The 21,406-nt window shown below is 73.3% G+C and carries 24 protein-coding genes; 13 read left to right on the top strand and 11 right to left on the bottom strand.

All coding sequences use genetic code 11. The annotated features are described in order from the left end of the window. Position 1: 1 nt before the first annotated feature. Complete coding sequence (gene tatA / locus IH25_RS0111450; protein WP_030606985.1) at positions 2 to 181, bottom strand: Sec-independent protein translocase subunit TatA; 180 nt, start codon at positions 179 to 181, stop codon at positions 2 to 4. A gap of 215 nt (positions 182 to 396) precedes the next feature. Between tatA and IH25_RS0111445 the strand changes: the two genes are divergently transcribed. After that, positions 397 to 852 (top strand): tellurite resistance TerB family protein, encoded by a 456-nt coding sequence (locus IH25_RS0111445; protein ID WP_030606982.1) that lies wholly within the window; start codon positions 397 to 399, stop codon positions 850 to 852. 107 nt (positions 853 to 959) lie between these two features. Here the strand turns inward: IH25_RS0111445 and IH25_RS0111440 are convergent, their stop codons facing one another. The 8 genes from IH25_RS0111440 to IH25_RS0111405 form a co-directional block, all read right to left on the bottom strand. Continuing rightward, complete coding sequence (locus IH25_RS0111440; protein ID WP_030606979.1) at positions 960 to 1,913, bottom strand: ABC transporter substrate-binding protein; 954 nt, start codon at positions 1,911 to 1,913, stop codon at positions 960 to 962. Between the two features lie 154 nt (positions 1,914 to 2,067). Further along, entirely contained in the window at positions 2,068 to 2,742 is a 675-nt protein-coding gene (locus IH25_RS0111435; protein WP_030606977.1) for an ABC transporter permease, read from the bottom strand. Then, entirely contained in the window at positions 2,739 to 3,392 is a 654-nt protein-coding gene (locus IH25_RS0111430; RefSeq protein WP_030606974.1) for an ABC transporter permease, read from the bottom strand. The genes IH25_RS0111435 and IH25_RS0111430 overlap by 4 nt, the downstream gene beginning before the upstream one ends. Next, positions 3,389 to 4,522, bottom strand: a complete 1,134-nt coding sequence (locus tag IH25_RS0111425; RefSeq protein WP_030606971.1) for an ABC transporter ATP-binding protein — start codon at positions 4,520 to 4,522, stop codon at positions 3,389 to 3,391. Before IH25_RS0111425 ends, IH25_RS0111430 begins: the two co-directional genes overlap by 4 nt. Positions 4,523 to 4,664: 142 nt before the next feature. Next, a complete protein-coding gene (gene msrB / locus IH25_RS0111420) occupies positions 4,665 to 5,072 on the bottom strand; it encodes a peptide-methionine (R)-S-oxide reductase MsrB (RefSeq protein WP_030606968.1) in 408 nt (135 codons plus the stop codon). A 16-nt stretch (positions 5,073 to 5,088) separates the two neighbouring features. Further along, positions 5,089 to 6,480, bottom strand: coding sequence for a UDP-N-acetylmuramate--L-alanine ligase (murC, locus tag IH25_RS0111415; protein WP_030606965.1), 1,392 nt, complete (start codon positions 6,478 to 6,480; stop codon positions 5,089 to 5,091). A 135-nt stretch (positions 6,481 to 6,615) separates the two neighbouring features. Beyond that, on the bottom strand, positions 6,616 to 7,089 hold the full coding sequence (locus IH25_RS0111410; protein ID WP_030606962.1) for a hypothetical protein: 474 nt from the start codon (positions 7,087 to 7,089) through the stop codon (positions 6,616 to 6,618). 129 nt (positions 7,090 to 7,218) lie between these two features. Beyond that, positions 7,219 to 8,037, bottom strand: a complete 819-nt coding sequence (locus IH25_RS0111405; RefSeq protein WP_030606959.1) for a pyrimidine reductase family protein — start codon at positions 8,035 to 8,037, stop codon at positions 7,219 to 7,221. A 36-nt stretch (positions 8,038 to 8,073) separates the two neighbouring features. Between IH25_RS0111405 and zapE the strand changes: the two genes are divergently transcribed. From zapE to IH25_RS0111365, 8 genes are all read left to right on the top strand, one after another. Next, positions 8,074 to 9,177, top strand: coding sequence for a cell division protein ZapE (gene zapE, locus IH25_RS0111400; RefSeq protein ID WP_030606956.1), 1,104 nt, complete (start codon positions 8,074 to 8,076; stop codon positions 9,175 to 9,177). Between the two features lie 200 nt (positions 9,178 to 9,377). Continuing rightward, entirely contained in the window at positions 9,378 to 9,773 is a 396-nt protein-coding gene (locus tag IH25_RS0111395) for a hypothetical protein (RefSeq protein WP_030606943.1), read from the top strand. A gap of 87 nt (positions 9,774 to 9,860) precedes the next feature. Further along, entirely contained in the window at positions 9,861 to 10,439 is a 579-nt protein-coding gene (locus IH25_RS0111390) for a carbonic anhydrase (RefSeq protein WP_030606940.1), read from the top strand. A gap of 8 nt (positions 10,440 to 10,447) precedes the next feature. Further along, positions 10,448 to 11,929 carry a SulP family inorganic anion transporter gene (locus IH25_RS0111385; protein ID WP_030606936.1) on the top strand — a complete coding sequence of 494 codons (1,482 nt, stop codon included), beginning with the start codon at positions 10,448 to 10,450 and terminating at the stop codon, positions 11,927 to 11,929. A 105-nt stretch (positions 11,930 to 12,034) separates the two neighbouring features. Next, positions 12,035 to 13,015 carry a slipin family protein gene (locus IH25_RS0111380; RefSeq protein WP_078844215.1) on the top strand — a complete coding sequence of 327 codons (981 nt, stop codon included), beginning with the start codon at positions 12,035 to 12,037 and terminating at the stop codon, positions 13,013 to 13,015. Positions 13,016 to 13,119: 104 nt separating this feature from the next. Further along, positions 13,120 to 14,643: an FAD-dependent oxidoreductase gene (locus IH25_RS0111375; protein ID WP_030606930.1), complete on the top strand. Its 1,524-nt coding sequence runs from the start codon at positions 13,120 to 13,122 to the stop codon at positions 14,641 to 14,643. Between the two features lie 113 nt (positions 14,644 to 14,756). Continuing rightward, positions 14,757 to 15,587 carry a polysaccharide deacetylase family protein gene (locus IH25_RS0111370; RefSeq protein ID WP_030606927.1) on the top strand — a complete coding sequence of 277 codons (831 nt, stop codon included), beginning with the start codon at positions 14,757 to 14,759 and terminating at the stop codon, positions 15,585 to 15,587. A gap of 35 nt (positions 15,588 to 15,622) precedes the next feature. Beyond that, positions 15,623 to 15,805, top strand: coding sequence for a hypothetical protein (locus tag IH25_RS0111365; protein ID WP_030606925.1), 183 nt, complete (start codon positions 15,623 to 15,625; stop codon positions 15,803 to 15,805). Here the strand turns inward: IH25_RS0111365 and IH25_RS41165 are convergent. Beyond that, on the bottom strand, positions 15,797 to 16,468 hold the full coding sequence (locus tag IH25_RS41165) for a hypothetical protein (protein WP_030606922.1): 672 nt from the start codon (positions 16,466 to 16,468) through the stop codon (positions 15,797 to 15,799). The two genes, IH25_RS0111365 and IH25_RS41165, sit on opposite strands and share 9 nt — an antisense overlap. Next, positions 16,465 to 17,349, bottom strand: a complete 885-nt coding sequence (locus IH25_RS41160) for an ABC transporter ATP-binding protein (RefSeq protein ID WP_030606919.1) — start codon at positions 17,347 to 17,349, stop codon at positions 16,465 to 16,467. The genes IH25_RS41165 and IH25_RS41160 overlap by 4 nt, the downstream gene beginning before the upstream one ends. Before the next feature lie 117 nt (positions 17,350 to 17,466). On the opposite strand from IH25_RS41160, the gene IH25_RS0111350 reads away from it, so the two are divergent. From IH25_RS0111350 to IH25_RS0111335, 4 genes are all read left to right on the top strand, one after another. Beyond that, positions 17,467 to 18,195 carry a peptidyl-tRNA hydrolase gene (locus IH25_RS0111350; RefSeq protein WP_030606916.1) on the top strand — a complete coding sequence of 243 codons (729 nt, stop codon included), beginning with the start codon at positions 17,467 to 17,469 and terminating at the stop codon, positions 18,193 to 18,195. Between the two features lie 144 nt (positions 18,196 to 18,339). Next, complete coding sequence (locus IH25_RS0111345) at positions 18,340 to 19,647, top strand: DUF692 domain-containing protein (RefSeq protein ID WP_030606913.1); 1,308 nt, start codon at positions 18,340 to 18,342, stop codon at positions 19,645 to 19,647. Positions 19,648 to 19,741: 94 nt separating this feature from the next. Then, complete coding sequence (locus IH25_RS0111340) at positions 19,742 to 20,467, top strand: DUF4142 domain-containing protein (RefSeq protein WP_030606910.1); 726 nt, start codon at positions 19,742 to 19,744, stop codon at positions 20,465 to 20,467. A gap of 97 nt (positions 20,468 to 20,564) precedes the next feature. After that, the gene (locus IH25_RS0111335) at positions 20,565 to 21,359 is read left to right on the top strand and encodes a TIGR04222 domain-containing membrane protein (RefSeq protein ID WP_030606907.1); all 795 of its coding nucleotides are present in this window, start codon (positions 20,565 to 20,567) and stop codon (positions 21,357 to 21,359) included. The last annotated feature ends 47 nt before the right edge of the window (positions 21,360 to 21,406 follow it).

The raw sequence follows: 21,406 nt of genomic DNA, 5'->3' as shown, positions 1-21,406 counted from the left end.
CTCAGCCGGCGGAGCCGCCCGCGCCGTCCCCGCCCTTCATCGCGCGCGCCTCGCTCTTGAGGATCCGCACGGACTTGCCCAGCGCCCGCGCGGTGTCGGGCAGCTTCCGGTACCCGAACAGCACGAGGAACACGATCGCGACGACCAGCAGATGCCAGGGCTCGATGGCGTTACGGAACATGACCGCCCCTTCTTCGTCTCAGCCTGCGGCCACGAATAGTTGCCGCCTTGCGCAACTGTACAACTGGGACGGAGCGGACCGGCGCCGGCCCTGCCGTGTTCGCGGACTCGGGGCGGATGCGCGGAACTTCCCCGCCGATCCGTTAGTTTCTACAGTGCTGTAGAAATTCCGTAGGGTGCCGCGAGGGCACCCGACGGCTGTCGCAAGGAGTGGACATGGCCCTGTGGGACCGCATCAAGGAGTCGGCGTCGCAGATGCAGACCCAGTTGGTGGCGAAGAAGAACGACCTGAAGAGCGGCGCGTTCCGCGATGCGAGCATGGCGATGTGCGCGCTGGTGGCCGCCGCCGACGGGACGGTGGATCCCTCGGAGCGGCAGCGGGTGGCCCAGCTCATCGCCACGAACGAGGTGTTGCAGAACTTCCCGGCGGACGACCTGCGGCGCCGTTTCGAGGACAACCTGAACAAGCTGACGGCCGACTTCGCCTTCGGCAAGGTGAGCGTGCTCCAGGAGATCGCCAAGGCGAAGAAGAAGCCCGCGGAGGCGCGGGCCGTCGTGCAGATCGGCATCGTCATCGGCGGCGCGGACGGCGACTTCGACAAGACCGAACAGGCCGTGGTGCGCGAGGCGTGCTACGCGCTGGACCTGCCGCCGCACGAGTTCGACCTCTGAGCAGGGGTCCGGCCTCTGGGCAGGCAGGGGCCGGAAACCCGCCGCGGGTGCCCCCGGTCACGGGGACACCCGCGGCGGGCGTCCGAAGGCGGTCGGTTGCCGGTGTGTCAGGCCAGCCCGGCGGTCTTCAGCCAGGCCCGGGCGACGTCCAGCGGGTCCTTCTTCTCCGCCTGCACCTGGGTGTCCAGCTCCAGCAGGGTCTTGGTGTCGAGCTTCGCCGAGACCGCGTTGAGCGCGTCGACGCCCTTCTCGGGCAGCGCGCCCTTGCGGACGAGCGGCTGGACGTTCTGGAAGCCGAAGAGATTCTTCGGGTCCTGGAGGACGACGAACTTCTCCTTGGTGATGTGCGGGTCCGTGGTGAAGATGTCCGCGACCTGGACGGCGTTCTTCTTCAGCGCCGCCAGCGTCAGCGGGCCACCGGTGTCCAGCGCCTTGAAGGACTTGAACTCCAGGCCGTAGACGGACTTCAGGCCCTCCAGCCCCTGCTGCCGGACCTGGAACTCCGGCGAACCGCCGATGACCAGATCCCCCGCGACGTCCTTCAGGTCGGCGATGGAGGACTTGTCCGTGAGGTGGTACTTCTGCGCGGTGGCCGCGTTCACCGTGACGGAGTCCTTGGACTGCGCCGGCGCCGGGTCGAGCAGGGTCAGCTGGGAGTCCAGCTTGGCGTTGATGGCGTCCTGGGTCTCCTCGAGCGTCTTCGGCGTGGCCTTCTTGTCGAGGTGGGCCAGCAGGGCACCGTTGAACTCGGGCATCATCGTGAGCGAGCCGTTCTTCATCAGCCCGTACGTGGTCTCGCGGCTGCCGATGTTCGGCTTGTACGTGACCTTGACCCCCTTCGCCTTGAGGGCCTCGCCGTAGATGTCGGCGAGCAGGGTGCTCTCGGGAAAGTTGTTGGAGCCGACGACCACGCTGTCGCCGTCCGCCTTGCCGCCGGTGAGGGGGTTGTCGGCCTTGTCGCTGGAGGAACAGCCCGCCAGCAGAGCCGTCGCCGCCAGGGCGACCACCGCCGCGCCTCTGCTCCCCCGGATGGACCTGCTGTCATGGGTCGTTGAAGTCACCCGTCGATCCAAGCCAGCCGCTTCTCGGTCAGTCAAGTGCCACCGGCCGGAAATCGACGCCGATCCGCGTGCGGTCGTGCACACCGGATGTCCTCCTGGCGACGGTTTCCCGGTGCGGGGCCGGCCGGCCGACACGTCGTCGCGGCGGCGGCCGTCAGCCGCGGCCGCCCCGGCGCACTCCCGGTGACACGGCGAACCGGGACACCGCCCAGAACACGGCCAGGGTGACGAGGGCGAGTCCGGCGACCAGGGTGGCGCCGCCGACGACCTTCTCGTAGTCCTTCTGGTAGAGGCCGTCGATGATGTAACGGCCGAGACCGCCCAGGCCGATGTAGGCGGCGATGGTGGCGGTGGAGACGATCTGGACGGCCGCGGTGCGCAGTCCGCTCAGGATCAGCGGGAGCGCGACCGGCACCTCCACCTGGAACAGCACCCGCGCCTCGGGCATCCCCATGCCCCGGGCGGCGTCCACCGGTGAGGGGTCGACGGAGCGGACCGCCTCGTAGGTGGTGACCAGGATCGGCGGGACGGCGAGCACGACCAGCGGGATCATCGCCGGCAGCAGCCCCAGGCCGATCCAGATGACCATCAGCACCAGCAGGCCGAAGCTGGGCAGGGCCCGCCCGGCGGTGGCGAGGAACGCCAGGGCGTTGCCGCCCCGGCCGGTGTGCCCGGTGAGCAGGCCGACGGGCAGTCCGATCGCGGCGGCGATCGCCAGGGCTTCGAGGCAGTACCCGATGTGCTCGGCGAACCGGGCGGGGACGCCGTCGTAGCCGTGCCAGTGGGCGCTGTCGCTGAAGAAGGCGCGCGCGAAGTCGAGGACGTTCACCGGCCGGCCCCCTTCCGCGGCATCCAGGGGGTGAGCAGATGACGCAGGAGGACCAGCGCGGCGTCGGCGAGCATCCCCAGCACCCCGATGGTCAGCACCGCGTTCACGGCCAGGGCGGGGCGGCCGTAGGTCTGGGCGGCGTAGAGCATGTTGCCGAGGGCGCCCTGGTTGCCGATGAGCATGCCGACGCTGACCAGGGAGATGCTGGACACGGTCGCCACCCGCAGACCGGCGATGATGGCGGGCACGGCGAGGGGCAACTGGACCTGGAAGTACCGGCGTACGGCGCCGAAGCCCATGGCCTCGGCGGCGGCCAGGGTCTCCGGCGGCACCGAGCGGACGCCGTCCACGATCGCCGGTACCAGTACCACCAGGCTGTACAGGGCGAGCGGGATCATCACCGTGGTCTCGCTCTGGCCGAAGTAGTCGATGAGGACGACGAAGAAGGCGAGCGAGGGAATGGCGTAGAGGACGGTGGCGATGCCGAGGACGGGCGGGTAGATCCAGCGGAAGCGCACGCACAGCTGCGCCACGGGCAGCGAGACGAGCAGCCCGGCCAGCACCGGCAGCAGGGCCTCGCGCAGGTGCAGCCCGACGAGACCGGGCCAGCTCTGCCCGAGGTCGCTCGGGAGGTCGAAGAAGCCGCTCATCGTCCGGCCGCCTCCTCGGTCCGCTCGGCCACCCGCCCGTGGGCGGCCCGGATCGCCTCCCCGATGGCCTGCTGGGACACGACACCGATGGCGCGTCCCTCGCCGTCCACCGCGACCGCCCAGCCGGTGGGCGAGAGCACGGCCCCGTCCAGGGCGGCCCGCAGCGAGTCGGTGCCGGGCACGAACGGCCGCCCGAAGTCGAGTAGTTCATCCCGGTCGACGGCTCCGGCGGTGAGCCGGCCGGGCTCGCTCCAGCCGAGCGGCCTGCCGTCGGCGTCGGTGACGAGGAGGTAGGGGGCGGCGGTGGCCCGGGCGGCGAGCGTGCCGGCGTCGGCGTCGGCCGGCACCAGGGGCGCGGTCTGCAACTCCAGCCCGGCGGAAGGGAAGAAGGAGAGGCGGCGGATGCCGCGGTCGGCGCCGAGGAAGTCCTCCACGAAGGAGTCGGCGGGCGCGCTGAGCAGTTCGGCGGGCGGGGCGTACTGGGCGAGCCGGCCGCCGGTGCGCAGTACGGCGACCCTGGTGCCGAGCTTGATCGCCTCGTCGATGTCGTGCGTGACGAAGACGATGGTCTTGCCCAGTTCCTCCTGGATGCGCAGGAGTTCGTCCTGGAGCTGCTTGCGGACGACCGGGTCGACGGCGGAGAACGGCTCGTCCATCAGCAGGACCGGCGGGTCGGCGGCGAGCGCGCGGGCCACGCCGACGCGCTGCTGCTGGCCGCCGGAGAGCTGGTACGGGTACCGCCCCGCAAGCGCCGTGTCGAGCCCGACCCGCTCCATCAGCTCGGCGGCCCGGTCCCGGGCCTGCCGCCTGCTCCGGCCGAGCAGCCGGGGCACGGTGGCGATGTTGTCGAGGATGGTGCGGTGCGGGAAGAGACCGGCGTTCTGGATGACGTAACCCATCGAACGGCGCAGGGTGTTGACCGGCTGCTGCCGGATGTCCCGGCCGTCGAGGAGGATGCTGCCCTCGGTGGGCTCCACCATCCGGTTGATCATCCGCAGGGTCGTCGTCTTGCCGCAGCCGGAGGGCCCGACGAGGACGGTGATCGCGCGATCCGGTATCTCCAGCGACAGCCGGTCGACCGCGACCGTGCCGTCCGGGTACCGCTTGGTGACTGCATCTATCCGTATCAAAACGCCGCGTACCCTTCGGTCCGACCGCATCCGGGCTGGTGCGGGGAGAGTCTAGACCGGGAGTGTCGCGACACCTCGGAGGGCAGCGGGCGGGTCGCGGCGGGGGCGGGCTCCACCGGCCCCCGCCGGGGCCGGGCCGCCCTCAGCCCTCCGCGGGCGTCAGTCGCAGCGAGATCGAGTTGATGCAGTACCGCTGGTCGGTGGGGGTGGGGTAGCCCTCGCCCGCGAAGACGTGCCCCAGGTGGGAGCCGCAGCGGGCGCACCGGACCTCGGTGCGGACCATGCCGTGGGAGCGGTCCTCGACCAGTTCCACGGCGTCGGAGTCCTTCGGGTCGTAGAAGGACGGCCAGCCGCAGTGCGACTCGAACTTGGTGTCGGAGGTGAACAGTTCCGCGCCGCAGGCCCGGCAGGAGTACACCCCCTTGGTCTTGGTGTCCGTGTACTCACCGGTGAAGGCCGGCTCGGTGGCGGACCGGCGCAGCACGGCGTACTCGGCCTCGGTCAGCTCCGCGCGCCACTGCTCGTCCGGCTTCTCGACGTCGTACGCCATCAGCTCTCAGCCCCTCTTACTGCGCGAGTCGGTCCAGGATCAGCGGGCCCAGGTCGGTCACGTCGCCCGCGCCCATGGTGAGAACGAGATCACCGGGCTTCGCCATTCCCGTGATCACGGCCGGGACGTCCGCCTTGTCGTGGACGGCGGTCACGTCGGCGCCGGCCGCGCGCGCGGACTCGATGATCAGCTCGCTGGTCACGCCCGGGATCGGGTCCTCGCGGGCCGGGTAGATGTCCAGCACCACCGAGGCGTCGGCGAGGGCCAGCGCCTGCCCCATCTCCTTGCCCAGCTCCTGGGTGCGGGAGAACAGGTGCGGCTGGAAGACGACGAGGATGCGGCCGTCACCGGCGGCGCCGCGCATGGCCTCCAGGTCGGCGGTCATCTCGGTCGGGTGGTGGGCGTAGGAGTCGATCACCTGGACGCCGGCCGCCTCGCCCTTGAGCTGGAGGCGCCGCTTGACCCCGGTGTAGGCGGCGAGGGCGGGCGCCAGCTCGGCGGCCGGGATGCCGAGGGCGGCGCCGGCGGTGAGCGCGGCGACCGCGTTGAGCGCGTAGTGGCGGCCCGGCACGGAGACGGCGAAGGTCAGCTCCTGCCCGTCCAGCACCACCGTGACCCGGCTCTTCAGACCCTGCGGGACGATCGACAGCACGCGCACGTCGGCGTCCTCGGCCTCGCCGTAGGTCACCACCCGCACCGCGCGGCCGCGTACCCGCCGGGTCAGCTCCCGGGCGCCGTCGTGGTCGGCGGAGACGACCAGGGTGCCGCCCTCGGTGATCCGGTCCACGAAGGTCTCGAAGGACTCGTGGATCTCCTCGATGGAGGCGTAGTTGGCGTGGTGGTCCAGCTCGACGTTGAGGACGATGGCGACCTCGGGCGCGTACTTGTGGAAGCTGCGGTCCGATTCGTCCGCCTCGGCGACGAAGATGTCGCCCTCGCCGTGCAGCGCGTTGGAGCCGGGCGCGTCCAGGTCGCCGCCGATGGCGTACGACGGCTTCAGGCCCAGCTCGGTCAGGGAGACCGCCAGCATCGAGGTGGTGGTGGTCTTGCCGTGGGTGCCGGCCACGGCGATCGGCCGCAGCCCCGTCATCAGCGCGGCCAGCGCGTCGGAGCGGTGCACCACCGGGATGCCCAGCTCGGCGGCGCGGACCAGTTCCGGGTTGTCCTCGCGGATCGCCGACGACACCACGACACAGCTCGCGTCGTCGGCGAGGTGCCCGGCGGCGTGTCCGATGTGCACGGTGGCGCCCAGCGCCCGCAGCGCCCCGGCGGTCGCCGACTCCTTGGCGTCGCTGCCGGCCACCCGGGCCCCGCGCTGGGCCAGAATCTTCGCGATTCCGGACATCCCGGCGCCGCCGATGCCGATGAAGTGCGGTCGGTCCATGGCGGTAGGAAGGCCGGGTGCCATGCGTTTCTCCCCAGAGACGGTACGAGCCGGAACAGGCCTAGCCTATGCGCTGGAGCGCCGGTCGCCCCGCATGGGGCGCGGGACGGCGGGCTCGGCCACCGGGTGCCCCCGGCACGCACGCGACCGCCCGCACGCCTACGCCTTGCTGTGGGAGAACAGCTTCAGCACCGGCACCCCCACCTTGTGCCGGGCCCGCGAGGCCCAGTCCCGGTGGAAGAACTCCTCCACGTAGTGCGGATCGGTCAGCACGATCACCTCGTCCGCGTCCACCTCGGCGACCAGTGCCTTCAGCGCGTCCAGCGGGTGGTCCTCGACCAGCCGCCCGTCCGCCTCGCTCCCGGCGGAGCGCAGCGCCTGGAGCGACACGTCGAGGGCCTGCCGGCCCACGCTCCGCGCCTCGCGGCCCTCCGGGGTCTCGCCCTCCCGCACCGCCTCGTCGAGTTCGCCGAGCGCGATGTCGTCGATGGCCCGCAGCAGCCGGTCCGCCTGCTCACCGCGCGGCTGGAGCAGCACGTGGAAGGAGACGGGCTCGTCTCCGTGCAAGGTGGTGACGAACTCCACGTCGGCGGACGTCAGGGCCTTCTCGATCATCAGAACGCTTGTGAACACCAGGCGCCTCTTCTCCTTAGAGGGCCCGGCAGGGCCCCTGCGGAAACCATCCTTCCCCGTGATCGCACGGGTACTGCCGCCTTAAGTCTGCCCGGCGGAAGCCGACCGGAACGGATGATTCCGTTGATTTCAAGGCCGACGGTAGCGCCCGAAGAGGAATCCGTCCTCCTCCAGCAGGGACACGAGTGCGAACCGGTGCGGAACGGCGATCGACGGCCCTCCGGCGATGCGCTGCGCGCCGCCCGCCGTCAGCGTCGGCGAGACGGTCAGGCACAGCTCGTCCAGCACCTGCGCGGCGATCAGCTGGCCGAGCAGCCGGGGGCCGCCCTCGGTGAGCAGCCGGGTGTGCCCGAGGCCGGCGAGGGCCTCGACCGCGCGGGCGGGCTCCACGCCCATGCCCTCCCCGGCGACCAGCACCCGGGCGCCGGCCTTCTCGGCGGCGGCGACCCGGTCGGGCGCGGCGGCGGCCCCGGTGAGGACCAGCGTCGGGACCAGCGGCGAGGTGAACAGGGGCAGGGTGAAGTCCAGGTCCAGGCTCGCGCTGACGATCGCGATCGCCGGGACCGGGGCCTGTCCGGCGGCCGCGCGCGCCCCGGCGAACTCGGCGCGCACCCGGGCGGGGCGGTACCCCTCCTGCCGTACCGTTTCCGCACCGACCAGCACGACGTCCGCGAGCGCCCGCAGCGTGCCGAAGATCCGCATGTCGGCGGCGCTGGAAATGGGCTTGGAGTGGCCCTCGTGCTGGGCGGCGCCGTCGAGGGAGGAGACCATGTTGGCCCGCAGCCAGGGCCGCGGGGCGCCCGGCGCGGGGTCCGGGTAGGCGTAGGCGGCGGCCAGCTCGGCGAGTCCCCACTCCCGGTCCGCGGCCGGTCCCGGGGCGGCGGGTGCTCCCCCCTCGGCGCGGGCCTGGGCTGCTGTTTCTTCGGTCACAGGGAAGAGGCGTCGCATTCGTGCAGTGTGACACGGCGCTTAGCATGGATAACCGTGTCCTCCTCCAGCACCGCCCCCGGTTCCGGCCCCGTGACCGACGCGGGCCCCCTCTCCCTGTGCGCCCGCGAGCCGCACGTGCCCGCGGACCGGCTGGTCGCCGAGATGGTGCCGCCGCCGCGCTTCGACTCGGTCCGCTTCGCCACGTACCTCCCGGACCCGAACCAGCCAAGCCAGACGGAGGCCGTCCGGGTCCTGGAGGGCTTCGCCGCCGGTCTGGGCGGGCCGCGGGCGTCCGGCGCCGGCCGGCGCGGCTTGTTCGGCTTCGGCCGGGCGAAGGCGCCCAAGACCCCGGCCGGCCCGCGCGGGGTGTACCTGGACGGCGGTTACGGCGTCGGCAAGACCCATCTGCTGGCCTCCCTGTGGCACGCCGCCCCGGCGGAGCCGTCCCGCAAGGCGTTCGGCACCTTCGTGGAGCTGACCAACCTCGTCGGCGCGCTGGGCTTCCAGCAGACGGTGCGCACGCTGTCCGGGCACAGCCTGCTGTGCATCGACGAGTTCGAGCTGGACGACCCCGGCGACACGGTCCTGGTGTCGACGCTGCTGGGCAAGCTGGTCGAGGCGGGCGTGGCGCTCGCCGCCACCTCCAACACACTGCCCGGCAAGCTGGGCGAGGGACGCTTCGCCGCCGCCGACTTCCTGCGCGAGATCCAGGGTCTGTCGGCCCACTTCCGCACCCTGCGCATCGACGGCGAGGACTACCGCCACCGCGGCCTGCCCGAGGCGCCGGCGCCCTTCTCCGACGAGGAGGTCATGAAGACGGCGTTCGCCACCGAGGGCGCCTCGCTGGACGACTTCCCGAGCCTGCTGGAGCACCTGGCCAAGGTGCACCCGAGCCGGTACGGCGCGCTGACCGACGGGGTGCGGGCGGTGTGTCTGACCGGTGTGCGGCCGGTGCCGGACCAGTCGACGGCGCTGCGGCTGGTGGTCCTCGCCGACCGGCTCTACGACCGCGAGGTGCCGGTGCTGGCCTCGGGGCTGCCGTTCGACCGGCTGTTCAGCGAGGAGATGCTGAACGGCGGCTACCGCAAGAAGTACTTCCGCGCGATATCCCGGCTCACCGCGCTGGCCCGGGACGCCAAGGGACTGCTCGGCGCGTAGTCGACACCATCCGTCAATCCGTCAACTACCGCGGGTCAAGGGCTACTTCAAGCCACTTGACCCGCGTTTTTTACGCTCTCTCAGCCCGTTAACCTCCAGTTAACCCAGCAAAGGTCTTTGCACGGCTAAGGTGTTTCTTGACCATTCGTTGACCAAGACTTGGTCTGGACTAGAAACATGAACAGGGCGGAGGGGGGCTCATGTTCCGCAGTACAGCCGTACGCGGCCTGCTCGCCGCCCTCGCCGCGGTGCTGCTCACGCTCCAGCTGCGCGCGGGCACCGAACACTTCGCATCCGCGCACACGTTCGGCCAGACCTTGCTCAAGGCGGAGACCGGAATCGTTCCCTCCGCGCTCTCGGCGCGCGCCGGAGCGGACACCGTCCGCGTCCCCGGCAGCCCGGACGCGCCCGTGGGCACCCCGCACCTTCGCGACCGGCATCGCGGCCCGGCGGCCGGATGGCCCGAAGAGAACATCCTCGACTCCGGCCGGGGGGCCGGTCAGGCCCCGTCGGGACCGCCCGACGGAACGCGCCGCTCCTCCCCGAGAGCCACCGGAGCCCCCACCCCGGCAGCGCTTCAGGTCTTCCGCTGCTGAGATCCCGGCGCCTCGCGCTCTCACCCCCCCCACGACCATCGTTCGAGTCCGACGCGCCGGGCAGGCGCGCCAGGAGGAACCCACACAATGCAGCCCCTCATCGACAACGCCCGTACCTTCGGACAACGCCCTGAGGAGTTCGCCAAGCTCGCCGAAGGCCAGTCCCCGCAGGTCCTGTTCATCACCTGCTCCGATTCCCGGGTCGTCCCCGCCCTGATCACGGGCGCCCGCCCCGGCGAGCTGTTCGAGCTGCGCACCGCGGGCAACATCGTCCCGCCCCACGCCTCCGAGCACCCCACCAGCGAGGCGGCCACCATCGAGTACGCCGTGGAGGTGCTCGGCGTCCGCGACATCGTGGTCTGCGGCCACTCGCACTGCGGCGCCGTCGGAGCGCTGGTGCGCGGCGACGACCTCACCGCCGTACCGGCCGTGCGCGACTGGCTGGCCTCCGCCACCCCGCGCCCGGCCGGCAAGGCCGAGGACCCCGAGGTCGCCGAGGGGGTGCAGAGCCACGTCCTGACCCAGCTGCTGCGGCTGCGCTCGTACCCCTGCGTCGAGCGGAAGCTGGCCGAGGCTGAACTGAACCTGCACGCCTGGTACTACGAGGTGCACACCGGCACGGTACGGACGCACCGCCAGCAGACCGACAGTTTCGAGGCCCTGTGAGTCCGCCGATGACCGACAACCGCACCCTCATATCCCGTTTCCCGCACCTGAAGGAGGACTTCGCCGCCTCGCTGGTCGTCTTCCTGGTCGCCGTCCCGCTGTGCGTGGGCGTGTCCGTCGCCTCGGGGGCGCCGGCCGAACTCGGCCTGGTGACCGGCATCGTGGGCGGCCTCGTCACCGGAGTGATGCGCGGCAGCAGCCTCCAGGTGTCGGGACCGGCCGCCGGCATGACCGTGCTCGTCTACGAGGCGGTGCAGGAGTTCGGCCTGCCGGTGCTCGGCGTGATCGTGCTCGCCTCCGGCGCCATCCAGCTGGCCATGGGCCTGCTGCGGCTGGGCCGTTACTTCCGTGCCATCTCCGTCTCCGTCGTGGAGGGCATGCTGGCCGGCATCGGCCTGGTGATCATCGCCGGGCAGCTCTACCCGGCGATGGCCGCCAAGGCCCCCGACTCCGGTCTCGGCAAGATCGCCGAACTGCCCGGCACGCTCGTGGACTCCTTCGGCGACACCGGCGCGCTGTCCTCCCTGGCGGTGGCCGCGGGCACCATCGCGGTGCTGCTGCTGTGGAAGCACGCCCCGGAGAAGGTGCGCACGGTGCCCGGACCGCTCGCCGCGGTGGGGCTCGCCACGCTGGCCGTGTTCGCGCTGGACCTGCCCGTGGCCACGGTCGAGGTGAAGGGCCTGCTCGGCGCCGTCCAGCCGCCGCCGCTGAGCGCCTTCGGCGAACTGGCCGGCATCGGGCTGCTGGGCACGGTCGTCGCGTTCACCCTGATCGCGTCCGCCGAGTCCCTGTTCAGCGCGGCGGCCGTGGACCGGCTGCACTCCGGGCCGCGCACCGAGTACAACAAGGAGCTCATCGCCCAGGGCACCGGCAACATGGTGTGCGGGGCGCTCGGCGCGCTGCCGATGACGGCGGTGATCGTGCGCAGCGCGGCCAACGTCCAGGCGGGCGCCCGTACGAAGGCCTCCCGCGTCCTGCACGGCGCGTGGCTGCTGCTGTTCGCGGCGCTGCTGCCCGACGTGCTCGCCTACATACCGATCCCGGCCCTCGCGGGCATCCTGATCCACGCGGGCGCCAAGCTGATACCCGTCCGGTCGCTGGGCACGTTGTGGCGCGAGCACCGGGGGGAGGCGGTGGTCCTCGCCGTCACCGCCGTCTCCATCGTCGCGGTCAGCATGTTCGAGGGCGTGCTCATCGGTCTGGCGCTGGCGGTGGTGAAGTCCGCCTGGGAGGCCTCGCACGTCAAGCTGGACGTCGTGGTGGACGAGGGCGCGGGCCCGATAGAGGCGCGGCTGACGGGCAACGCCACCTTCCTGCGGCTGCCGAAGATCCTGGACAGCCTGGAGTCGCTGCCGCAGGACCGTCCGGTCCGGCTCGACCTGTCCGGGCTGCACCATCTGGACCACGCCTGCCGGCTGGCCCTGGACAACTGGGCGGCACGGCACAGCACGGCCGGGACCGACCCGGTGAAGCTGGTCACAGCCGCCTGAGGTCCCTCCCGTGGGGCCGGGACGCCGGAACCTCTCGGCATCCCGGCCCCACCGGCCTATCGTGGCAACAACAGACAAAACCGACCTCTGGACGAGGAGGTCACCATGGTCGCGGACCTTCTGGTGGCCATTGCGGCGGTGGGCTCCGCCGGTGTCGTGTACCTGGCGGCGGCGGTTCGGGTGATCAAGCAGTACGAACGCGGGGTGCTGTTCCGGCTCGGCCGGGTCAGCGGGGACGTGAGGCCGCCGGGCCTGAACCTGATCATTCCCTTCGTGGACCGGCTGCAGAAGGTCAACATGCAGATCGTGACGATGCCCGTCCCGGCTCAGGAGGGCATCACCCGGGACAACGTCACGGTCCGGGTGGACGCGGTGGTCTACTTCCGGGTGGTCGACGCGGCGAGCGCCCTGGTGAAGGTCGAGGACTACAAGTTCGCGGTGTCGCAGATGGCGCAGACGTCCCTGCGGTCGATCATCGGCAAGAGCGACCTCGACGACCTGCTCTCCGACCGCGAGAAGCTCAACCAGGGACTGGAGCTGATGATCGACAGTCCGGCGGTGGGCTGGGGCATCCAGGTCGACCGGGTGGAGATCAAGGACGTGTCCCTGCCGGACACGATGAAGCGGTCGATGGCCCGCCAGGCCGAGGCGGACCGGGAGCGCCGGGCCCGGATCATCAACGCCGACGCCGAGCTCCAGGCGTCGAAGAAGCTCGCCGAGGCGGCCCAGCAGATGGCGGAGACGCCGACCGCGCTCCAGCTGCGGCTGCTGCAGACGGTGATGGCGGTGGCGGCCGAGAAGAACTCCACGCTGGTGCTGCCGATCCCGGTGGAACTGCTGCACTTCCTGGAACGCGGCGGCCGGCCGTCCCCACCGGACCGGGACCGGGACCGGGGCCAGGACCGTGACGGGGACCGGGATCGGGACCAGGAGCAGGACCGGGGCCCCTCGCCCGGGCACACCGACGGCGGGCCGCAGCTCCCGGTGACCGGCACCGGCAGCGCACCCCAGGTCCCCGTGATCGACACCGGCGGCCCACCACGGACCCCCGTGACCGGCACCGGCAGCACCCCGCGGGTCCCGTGACCGGCCTCCGGCCTGTGCGAGGGACACCGAGCGCACTCCACGCCGGGCCGCCGGCGGGCCGACGCCACTGAGGTAAGCCGGTGCGCCCTGGGTACCCGGTCGGCATGCGTGAGCAGCGGAAGGTCACCGATTCGTACTGGTTGCAGACCGCTCCCGGGCCCGACCATCCCGCCCTGGACGCGGATATCGACGTGGGCGTGGCCGTCGTCGGCGCGGGCATCGCCGGGCTGAGCACCGCCCACGCGCTGGCCCGGGCCGGACGACGGGTGGCGGTCCTGGAGGCCGGACGGGCGGCGGCCGGGGTCACCGGCTACACCACCGCCAAGCTGACCGCCCAGCACACCCTCGTCTACGACCGGCTGCGGCGCACCCGGGGCCCGGACGGCGCCCGGCTGTACGCCCGCTCGCAGTCGGAGGCGATCGAGCACGCGGCGGAGCTGGTGGAGGAGCTGGACATCGACTGCGAGTGGGAGACGCGGGACGCCTACACCTATGTCCGGGACCCCTCGCGGGTGGCCGAGCTGCACGCGGAGGCGGACGCCGCCCGGCGGGCGGGGCTGCCCGCGTCGTTCACCACGGAAACGGGACTGCCGTTCCCGGTGGCGGGCGCGGTGCGGGTGACCGGGCAGGCGCAGTTCCATCCGGTCAGGTACCTGCGGGCGCTCACCGCCGACCTGCTGCGGCTGGGCGGCCGGGTGTACGAGCACACGCGGGTGACCGGGCTGACGGAGGGCGAGCCGTGCCGGCTGACGACCGAGGCGGGCCCCGTGGTGACCGCCCGGGACGTGGTGATCGCCACCCACTACCCGGTGTTCGACCGGGCACTGCTGTTCGCCCGGCTCTCCCCGCGCCGGGAGCTGGTCGTCGCCGGACCGCTGGGCGACGGCCCGGATCCGGACGGCATGTACATCACCCCGGAGGAGAACACCCGCTCGGTGCGCACCGCCCCCTACGGCCCGGACGGGCGGAGGCTGCTCGTGGTCACCGGGGAGCACTTCACGCCGGGCACCGGCGATCCGCAGGCCGGGTTCGACCGGCTCGCCGCCTGGGCGGAGACGCACTTCCCCGGGGTGACCCTGGACCACGCCTGGGCCACCCAGGACAACGAGTCCACCGACACCGTCCCGCTGGTCGGCCCGTTCCACCCGGCCGCCCGGCACACCTATGTCGCCACCGGCTTCGGCGGCTGGGGCCTGAGCAACGGGATCATGGCCGGGCTGCTGCTCACCGCGCTGATCACCGGCCGGGACTGCCTCTGGCGGGAGCTGTACGATCCGCGCCGGCTGAAGTCGGTGGTCCGCGAGGCGCCGTCGCTGCTGAAGACGCAGGCGGAGGTGGCCCGGCACTTCGTCGGCGACCGGCTGAAACCGCCGGGTTCGGTGGCGGACCTGGCGCCCGGCGACGGCGCGCTGGTCCGCTCCGGCGGCGAGCGGCTCGCCGTGCACCGCGACGAGGAGGGCGCCCTGCACGCGGTGTCCGCCCGCTGCACCCACCTCGGCTGCCTGGTCTCCTTCAACCGCGCCGAGCGTGCCTGGGAGTGCCCCTGCCACGGCTCGCGGTTCGCGGTGGACGGCTCGGTGCTCCAGGGGCCGGCGGTCAAGCCGCTGGAGCGGCGCGAGCTGGAGTGACCGGTGGGGAACCGGCGGAACCCGGCGGGAAGCGGCCCGCCGGGCGGGTGAGGTCACCACGACACCGGACTCATATAGTCATATAAACCGATATTCAGTCTTACCTTCGTAGGGTGATCCCACTAGCACCTCGTCTCACCGCCCTCTGTCTCCTGGGCGCGGCGCTCACCGCCTGCGGCACCGCGAGACAGGATCAGCCCGCCTCCCCCGCCTCCCCTCCCCCCTCGCCCTCCCGCACGCCGGTGCTCGCGCCGGGCCCCGGCGGGCTGACCCCCGTCTTCGAGCACGGCCCGCGCACCCGGGGCAGGACGGTCGCGTTCACCTTCGACGCCGACATGACCGCCGACCAGGGGCCCCGCGCGGCCTCCGGCGAGCACTTCGACAACCCGGGACTGATCCGGGCGCTGCGCGAACTGAAGGTGCCGGCGACCGTCTTCATGACCGGCAGCTGGGCCGAGCAGTACCCGGCCGAGGCCCGCGACCTGGGCCGCGACCCGCGCTTCGAGGTGGCCAACCACTCCTGGAGCCACTACGCCTTCACCGCCGACTGCTACGGCCTGCCGACCGTGGACTCCGGCCGGATGCGGGCGGACGTCGAGCGGGCGTACGCCTCCCTGCGCGCGGCCGGCGTGCCGCACCCGATGCCGTACTTCCGCTTTCCCGGCGGCTGTTACGACCAGCGGGCGCTGCGCGCGCTCAGCGGGCTCGGGGTGACCGCCGTGCAGTGGGACGTGGTCAGCGGTGACGCGTTCGCCACGGACGCCGACGCGGTGGCCCGGCAGGTGCTCGACGGGGTGCGGCCGGGCTCGGTGGTCGTGCTGCACTGCACCCGCAGCGCCGCCCCGACCACCGAGCAGGTGGTACGTACGGTCGTACCGGAGCTGCGCAAGCGCGGCTACCGGTTCGTGAAGGTCTCCGAGCTGATCGGCGAAACCGGCCGCTGACCCGCGCCCGAGGGCCGCCGTCCTACGCTGAGGGTATGAGCGACGAGGACTACTGCACCATCGCCGAGGCGGCCCGACCCCCCAAGGCCGACGGCCCGCCGTACGCGGACTGTGTGCTGTGCCGGGAGCCGACCGAGTACCCGGAGTCGTACAAGGGCATCACGCTGTGCCCGGTGTGCGAGTGGCAGGAGGCCCAGCGCACGGCCTGCTCAGGGTGACCGGCGGCCGGTGAGCCAGGCCGCGGCGGCGCAGGCGGCGGCCGTGAGCAGGGCCGCGCCCGCCAGCGGCAGCAGCGGTACCGGCGCCCGCCCGCTGTGCGAGCCGCCGACCAGACCGCTGACGGCGGCCCGCGCCGGGGAACCGGACGCGACCACCGCGAGCAGCGCGCCGAGCAGCATCGCGGGCACCGCCCGCCCGGTGGAACGCAGCACCGGCGGGCCGGTGAGCGCGCCGACGGCCGTGCCGAGCAGGGCGCAGACCAGCGCGGCCGGCAGCCCGGCGGCCAGCGCCCGGGCCGGCGGAACGCGCACCCGGTGACCGGTGCTCGCGGGATCGCTGACCAGCGTCACCACCACGACGGCGGCCACGCCCAGCAGCACGGCCGCGAGCAGCGCCGTCAGCAGGCAGGCGAGGTGCGCGCGAGCGGGTCCGCGCGCGGCGGCGACGCAGGCCCGGGCCGCGGGCGGCTCGCCGGTGACACAGATCCGTACCAGCCAGGCGGCCACCGGCAGCAGGGCGGCGGCGGTGTACCCGAGCGAGTCCAGCACCGGCTGTCCGCTCTGCACGCCGACGGCCAGGAAGGCGGCGTAGAGGATCACCGGGGGCAGCCAGCGCTGGGAGCGCAGCAGCAGGTCGGCCTGGTAGCGCAACAGGGCGGTCATGGGCGGCTTCCGGGGTCGGGGGGCAGGGCGCCGGCGGGTTCGACGCGCACCACGTGCCAGGGCGGACGGGCCGTGAGCAGGGCGCGCAGTACGGCGTCGGAGTGGGAGGAGGGGACGGTGAGGCGGTGACCGCCGGGTGCCGTCTCCGCCACGGCGACGGCGGCCCGTACCGCCTCCGGGGGCAGCCGCCCGTCCGGCGGCCCCTGTACGACGACGATCACGACCGGGCCGTCCACCACCGGACCGGCGCCCTCGGTACGGTGCCGCAGCGCGCCGTCGGCCACGGTGTGGACCGCGTCCGCCGCCCCGGCGAGCCGGCGCGGGTCGTGGTCCACGAACACCACCGCGCCCCCGGCGGCCGTGCGCTCGGCCACCGCCCGGTCCAGCTCGGCCCGCGCCGGGCCGTCCAGCCCGGTCCACGCCTCGTCCAGCACCAGCAGTTCCGGATCGCCGAGCAGGGCCTGGGCGACGGCGACCTTCTGGCTGCCGCCCTTGGACAGCCGCGCCATCGGGGTGCCGGCGTACGGGCCCGCGCCGAACCGCTCCAGCCAGGTGTGCGCGGCACGGGCGGCGGCCTTGCGGCCGAGGCCGTGCAGGGTGCCGAGGTGGGTCAGATAGCCGACGGCCGTGAAGGGCAGGGCGGAGGGGAACCGCTCGGGCACGTACGCCGTGCGCGGCCGGCCGGTGACGCGGCCCTCGGAGGGTACGTCGAGCCGGGCGAGCAGCCGCAGCAGCGTGGACTTCCCGCTGCCGTTCGCCCCCGTGATCCGGACGAGGGTGCCGGGGGCGACGACGAGGTCCACCCCGCGCAACACCCAGGGCCCGCGCACGCCGTAGCGACGGCCCACGCCGGTCAGGCACAGCTCACGGTCCTGGTGCATGGAGGTCATTCTGACCGGCGGGCCCGGCTCCGGTCACGGCTGCTTCGGCCAGGCCCCGCCGCCCTGACGGGACCGCGCGTTGATCGGCGCGCCGGCGGGTTCGTAGGCTGGGCTCTCGTGAGCCACGATCCCGCCCCCTCCAGCGCCCGCCCGCTTCGCGCCGGGTCCGATCCCCGTGACGAGGCGCCGCAGTACGTGCTGCCGCTCGTCGTACGCATCGAGCGCGGCGCCCCGCCCGCCCGGACCGACGCGCTCGAGACGGCCGCCCGGGCCGTGCTCGTCCTGCTTGCCGACGAGCGGGCGCACGGCGACGGGGAGTGGGCCGAGGCGGTGCGGAACTGGGAGGACGCGCGGATCCGCAAGGTGGTCCGGCGGGCCCGGGGCGCCGAGTGGCGGCGCGCCGAGGCACTGCCCGGGATCACGCTGACCGGCAAGTCGGCCGAGGTCCGCGTCTTCCCGCCGATCCCGCTGGACGGCTGGCCCAAGGACCTGGCGAAGCTCCAGGTGTCGGGCACCGAGCTGGACGACCCGGAGCCGCCCGCCGCCGCCGACCCGGCGCAGCCGGTGCTGTGGCTCAACCCGGACCTGGAGATGTCGGCGGGCAAGGCGATGGCCCAGGCCGGGCACGGCGCCCAGCTGGCCTGGTGGGCCCTGTCCGACACGGAGCGCACCACGTGGCGGGAGGCGGGCTTCCCCCTCGCCGTCCGCACCGCCACCCCCACCGCCTGGCCCCGCCTGACCACCGCCGGTCTCCCCTTGGTCCGCGACGCCGGCTACACGGAGATCGCACCGGGCTCCTGCACGGTGGCGGCGGACCATCCGGCGCTGCGGCCGGCCGGCGTCTGACCGTCGGCCCCGGCCCGCCCGGACCCCGGCCACCCGAACCTCAAATGTTGCTCTGAAGCGTCAGGACGGGGATTCGCCGACGGGTGGTGGGGCCATATCCCCCTCACTCGACGCACGAGTACGGGGCGAGGAGGGGGAGGTGTCATGCGGCTGGGGAGCGGGATCGGCTGGCGGCCGGAGATCGCGGACGCCGTGGAGGCGATGGCGGGCATCGACTGGGTGGAGGTCGTGGCGGAGAACGTCTGTCCCGGGCATCTGCCCCACTCGCTGCTGCGGCTGCGCGAGCGCGGGGTGACGGTGGTCCCGCACGGTGTCTCCCTCGGGCTCGGCGGCGCGGACCGGCCCGATCCGGGGCGGCTGGCGGCGCTCGCCGAACGCGCGGAGGCGCTCGGCTCCCCGCTGGTCACCGAGCACATCGCCTTCGTCCGGGCGGGCGGCGCGCTCACCGCGTCCCCCCGGCTGGAGGCCGGTCATCTGCTGCCCGTGCCGCGCACCCGGGACGCGCTGGACGTGCTGTGCGAGAACGTCCGCATCGCCCAGGACGCGCTGCCGGTGCCGCTGGCCCTGGAGAACATCGCCGCGCTGTTCTCCTGGCCGGGCGAGGAGCTGACGGAAGGACAGTTCCTGTCCGAGCTGGTCGAACGGACCGGGGTGCGGCTGCTGATCGACGTGGCCAACCTGCACACCAACCACGTCAACCGGGGCGAGGACCCCGCCGAGGCGCTGGCCGCGCTGCCGGTGGAGGCGATCGCCTACGTCCATGTCGCGGGCGGCTTCGAGCGCGACGGCGTCTGGCACGACAGTCACGCGCACCCCGTGCCCCGCCCGGTGCTCGACATCCTGAGCGACCTCGCCGGCCGGGTCGCACCGCCGGGAGTGCTGCTGGAGCGGGACGAGAACTTCCCCGGAGCCGCGGAGCTGGAGGGAGAGTTGGCGGCCATCCGGGAGGCGGTGGCGGCCGGGCGCGCGGGCCGGCGTGCGGTGGGGAGTACGGCGATGAGGGGAGCCGTCGGCGACAACGGGGGAGGCGTCGGTGTCCTGGCGCGGCCGGTGGCCGGTGTGCGCGAGCGGCTCGGGGTGGCGCAGACCGCCGTACTGTCGGCGCTGGTGGCGGGGACGCCGGTGCCGGAGGGGTTCGACCGCGTCCGGATGGGGGTGCAGGCGCGGGCGCTCGCCGCGAAGCGGGCGGGCGTGGTGGCCAAGGTGGCGCCCGAACTCCCGGTGATCCTCGGGGCGGGATACCGGGAGGCGTTCCTGGAGTACGCCCGCCTGCGTCCGATGCCGGGCGGCTACCGCCAGGACGCGCTGGACTTCGCCGGCCATCTGCTGAAACTGGGGCGGCCGGGGGACGCCCGTGCCCGCCGCGCCCTGCGGGAGTGGTGGCTGGACCGCGCGGGCCCGGCGCCCAGGAAGCGGGGAGTCATGGCACGGGTACTGCGGCTGGGGCTCTGAAAGCGCCTCCTCCTTGGCCGAACCGCGCCCGCGCGCGACAACCGGCCGTGCCTGCCCCGGTACGATGCCACCCCCGCTCCCATCCCGAGGCACCATGCGACCCCGACCCCCCGTCACCGGCCGAGGCATCGTCAGCGGTACCGGGCTCATCGTGACCGCTCTCGCGGCGACGGCCGTCGCCCTGCTGGTCCCGCTCTGGTCGTACGCCGACCGGCCGGACCCGGCGAACGCGACGGCGCCGAGCACCCGCACGGTGACGACACCGTACGGGCCGCTGTCCGACGCGGACCGCGACTTCGTCACCAAGGTCCGGCTGGCCGGGCTGTGGGAGCTGCCGGCCGGGGAGCTGGCGCTGCGCAAGGGGACGACCCCGGCCGTCCGCGCGGCGGGGCGGCATCTCGTGGACGGTCACACCGCCCTGGACGCCCATGTCCGCACTGTCGCCGCCCAGCTCGGCACTCCCCTGCCCAACGAGCCGGACGAGCGGCAGAAGCGGTGGCTCGCCACCCTGGAGACGGCCGAGGGCCAGGACTTCGACCGGCGGTTCGCCGCCGTGCTGCGGCTCGCGCACGGCCGGGTGTACCCGCTGGCCGCCGAGGTCCGGGCCGGCACCCGGAACACCCTGGTCCGCGACCTCGCCGACGCCACGGGCGCGACCGTCCTGGACCACATCAAGGCGCTGGAGGCGACGGGATACGTCGACTTCGCCGCGCTGGCCCGGGACTTGGCGGTCTCCCCCACCCCGGTGCCGGCCCCGCCGGAGGTCGATCCGAGCGCCGCCGTGCCGGTCACGCCGACGCCGGTGCCGAGCGGGTCCTGACCGGCGAAGGAAACGGAACGTCACATACCGGCAACAGTGCGTCCGGATAGTGAACAGAGCATGGTGCTCACCCAGACCCCTGACATACAAACAGCTCATGTTCTGGGTCCTTCTCCTCTTCCTGGCCTGGGCTTTCGCCGGTACGGCCTGCGCTCGCCTCTGCCTGGCGGCCGTACGCACGGACGCGTCGGACGCGGCGGGCGTGCCGGACGTACCCGACGCGCAGGCGGTCGCCGGGCGCGATCTGACCCTGTACGAGGCGGCGTTCCTCTCCGGCGGCCCCGCGCGGGTCGCCGATGTGGCCCTCGTCTCGATGGCCCGCGAGCGCCGGCTGCTGCTCGCGCACACCGGCTGGGCCACGGTCGTGGACCCGCGGGGCCGTGACGAGATCGAACAGTCCGTCATAGGAGCCATCGGACCCGGAGGACAGTCGCGGATCGCGCCGGTGCGGAGGCGGGCGGCCGACGCGGAGGCCGTGCGCCGCCTGGCCGACGGCCTGGTGCACGCCGGACTCGCGGTACGGGAGGGCTCGGACACGGTGGCGTCCGCCGTCCGTCAGGTGCGGGCCGCCGCGCTCGCCGTGACGGTGCTCGGCAGCACGGCCCTGCTGCTGCCCGGCGACACCGGGACACCGCGCCCGCTGGTGGGCGCGTGGTTCGCGCTGCCCCTCATACTGACGCTGAGCAGCCTGGTCATCGCCCGGTTCGAGGTGCACCCCTACTCGCCCTGGGCCTCCCCGGCCGGGCAGCGGCTGCTGCGCGCGCTGACCGGGAAGCCGGCCGGGGACGAGCGGTCGTTCCTCACCTCCGTCGCCGTACGGGGCATCCGCGCGATCGGCGAGCCGGAGCTGCGCGCGGCCTTCACCCACCGCGACCAGCCGCTGCGCGAGTGACCGGGAGCGTCCCGGGCCCGGGGGCGCGGAAGGCGCCGGGGGCGCAC

Origin of the sequence: Streptomyces achromogenes subsp. achromogenes (assembly GCF_000720835.1) — a bacterium.
GTDB classification, from domain to species: Bacteria; Actinomycetota; Actinomycetes; order Streptomycetales; family Streptomycetaceae; genus Streptomyces; species Streptomyces achromogenes.
This window is presented reverse-complemented; position numbering and strand designations above follow the sequence as displayed.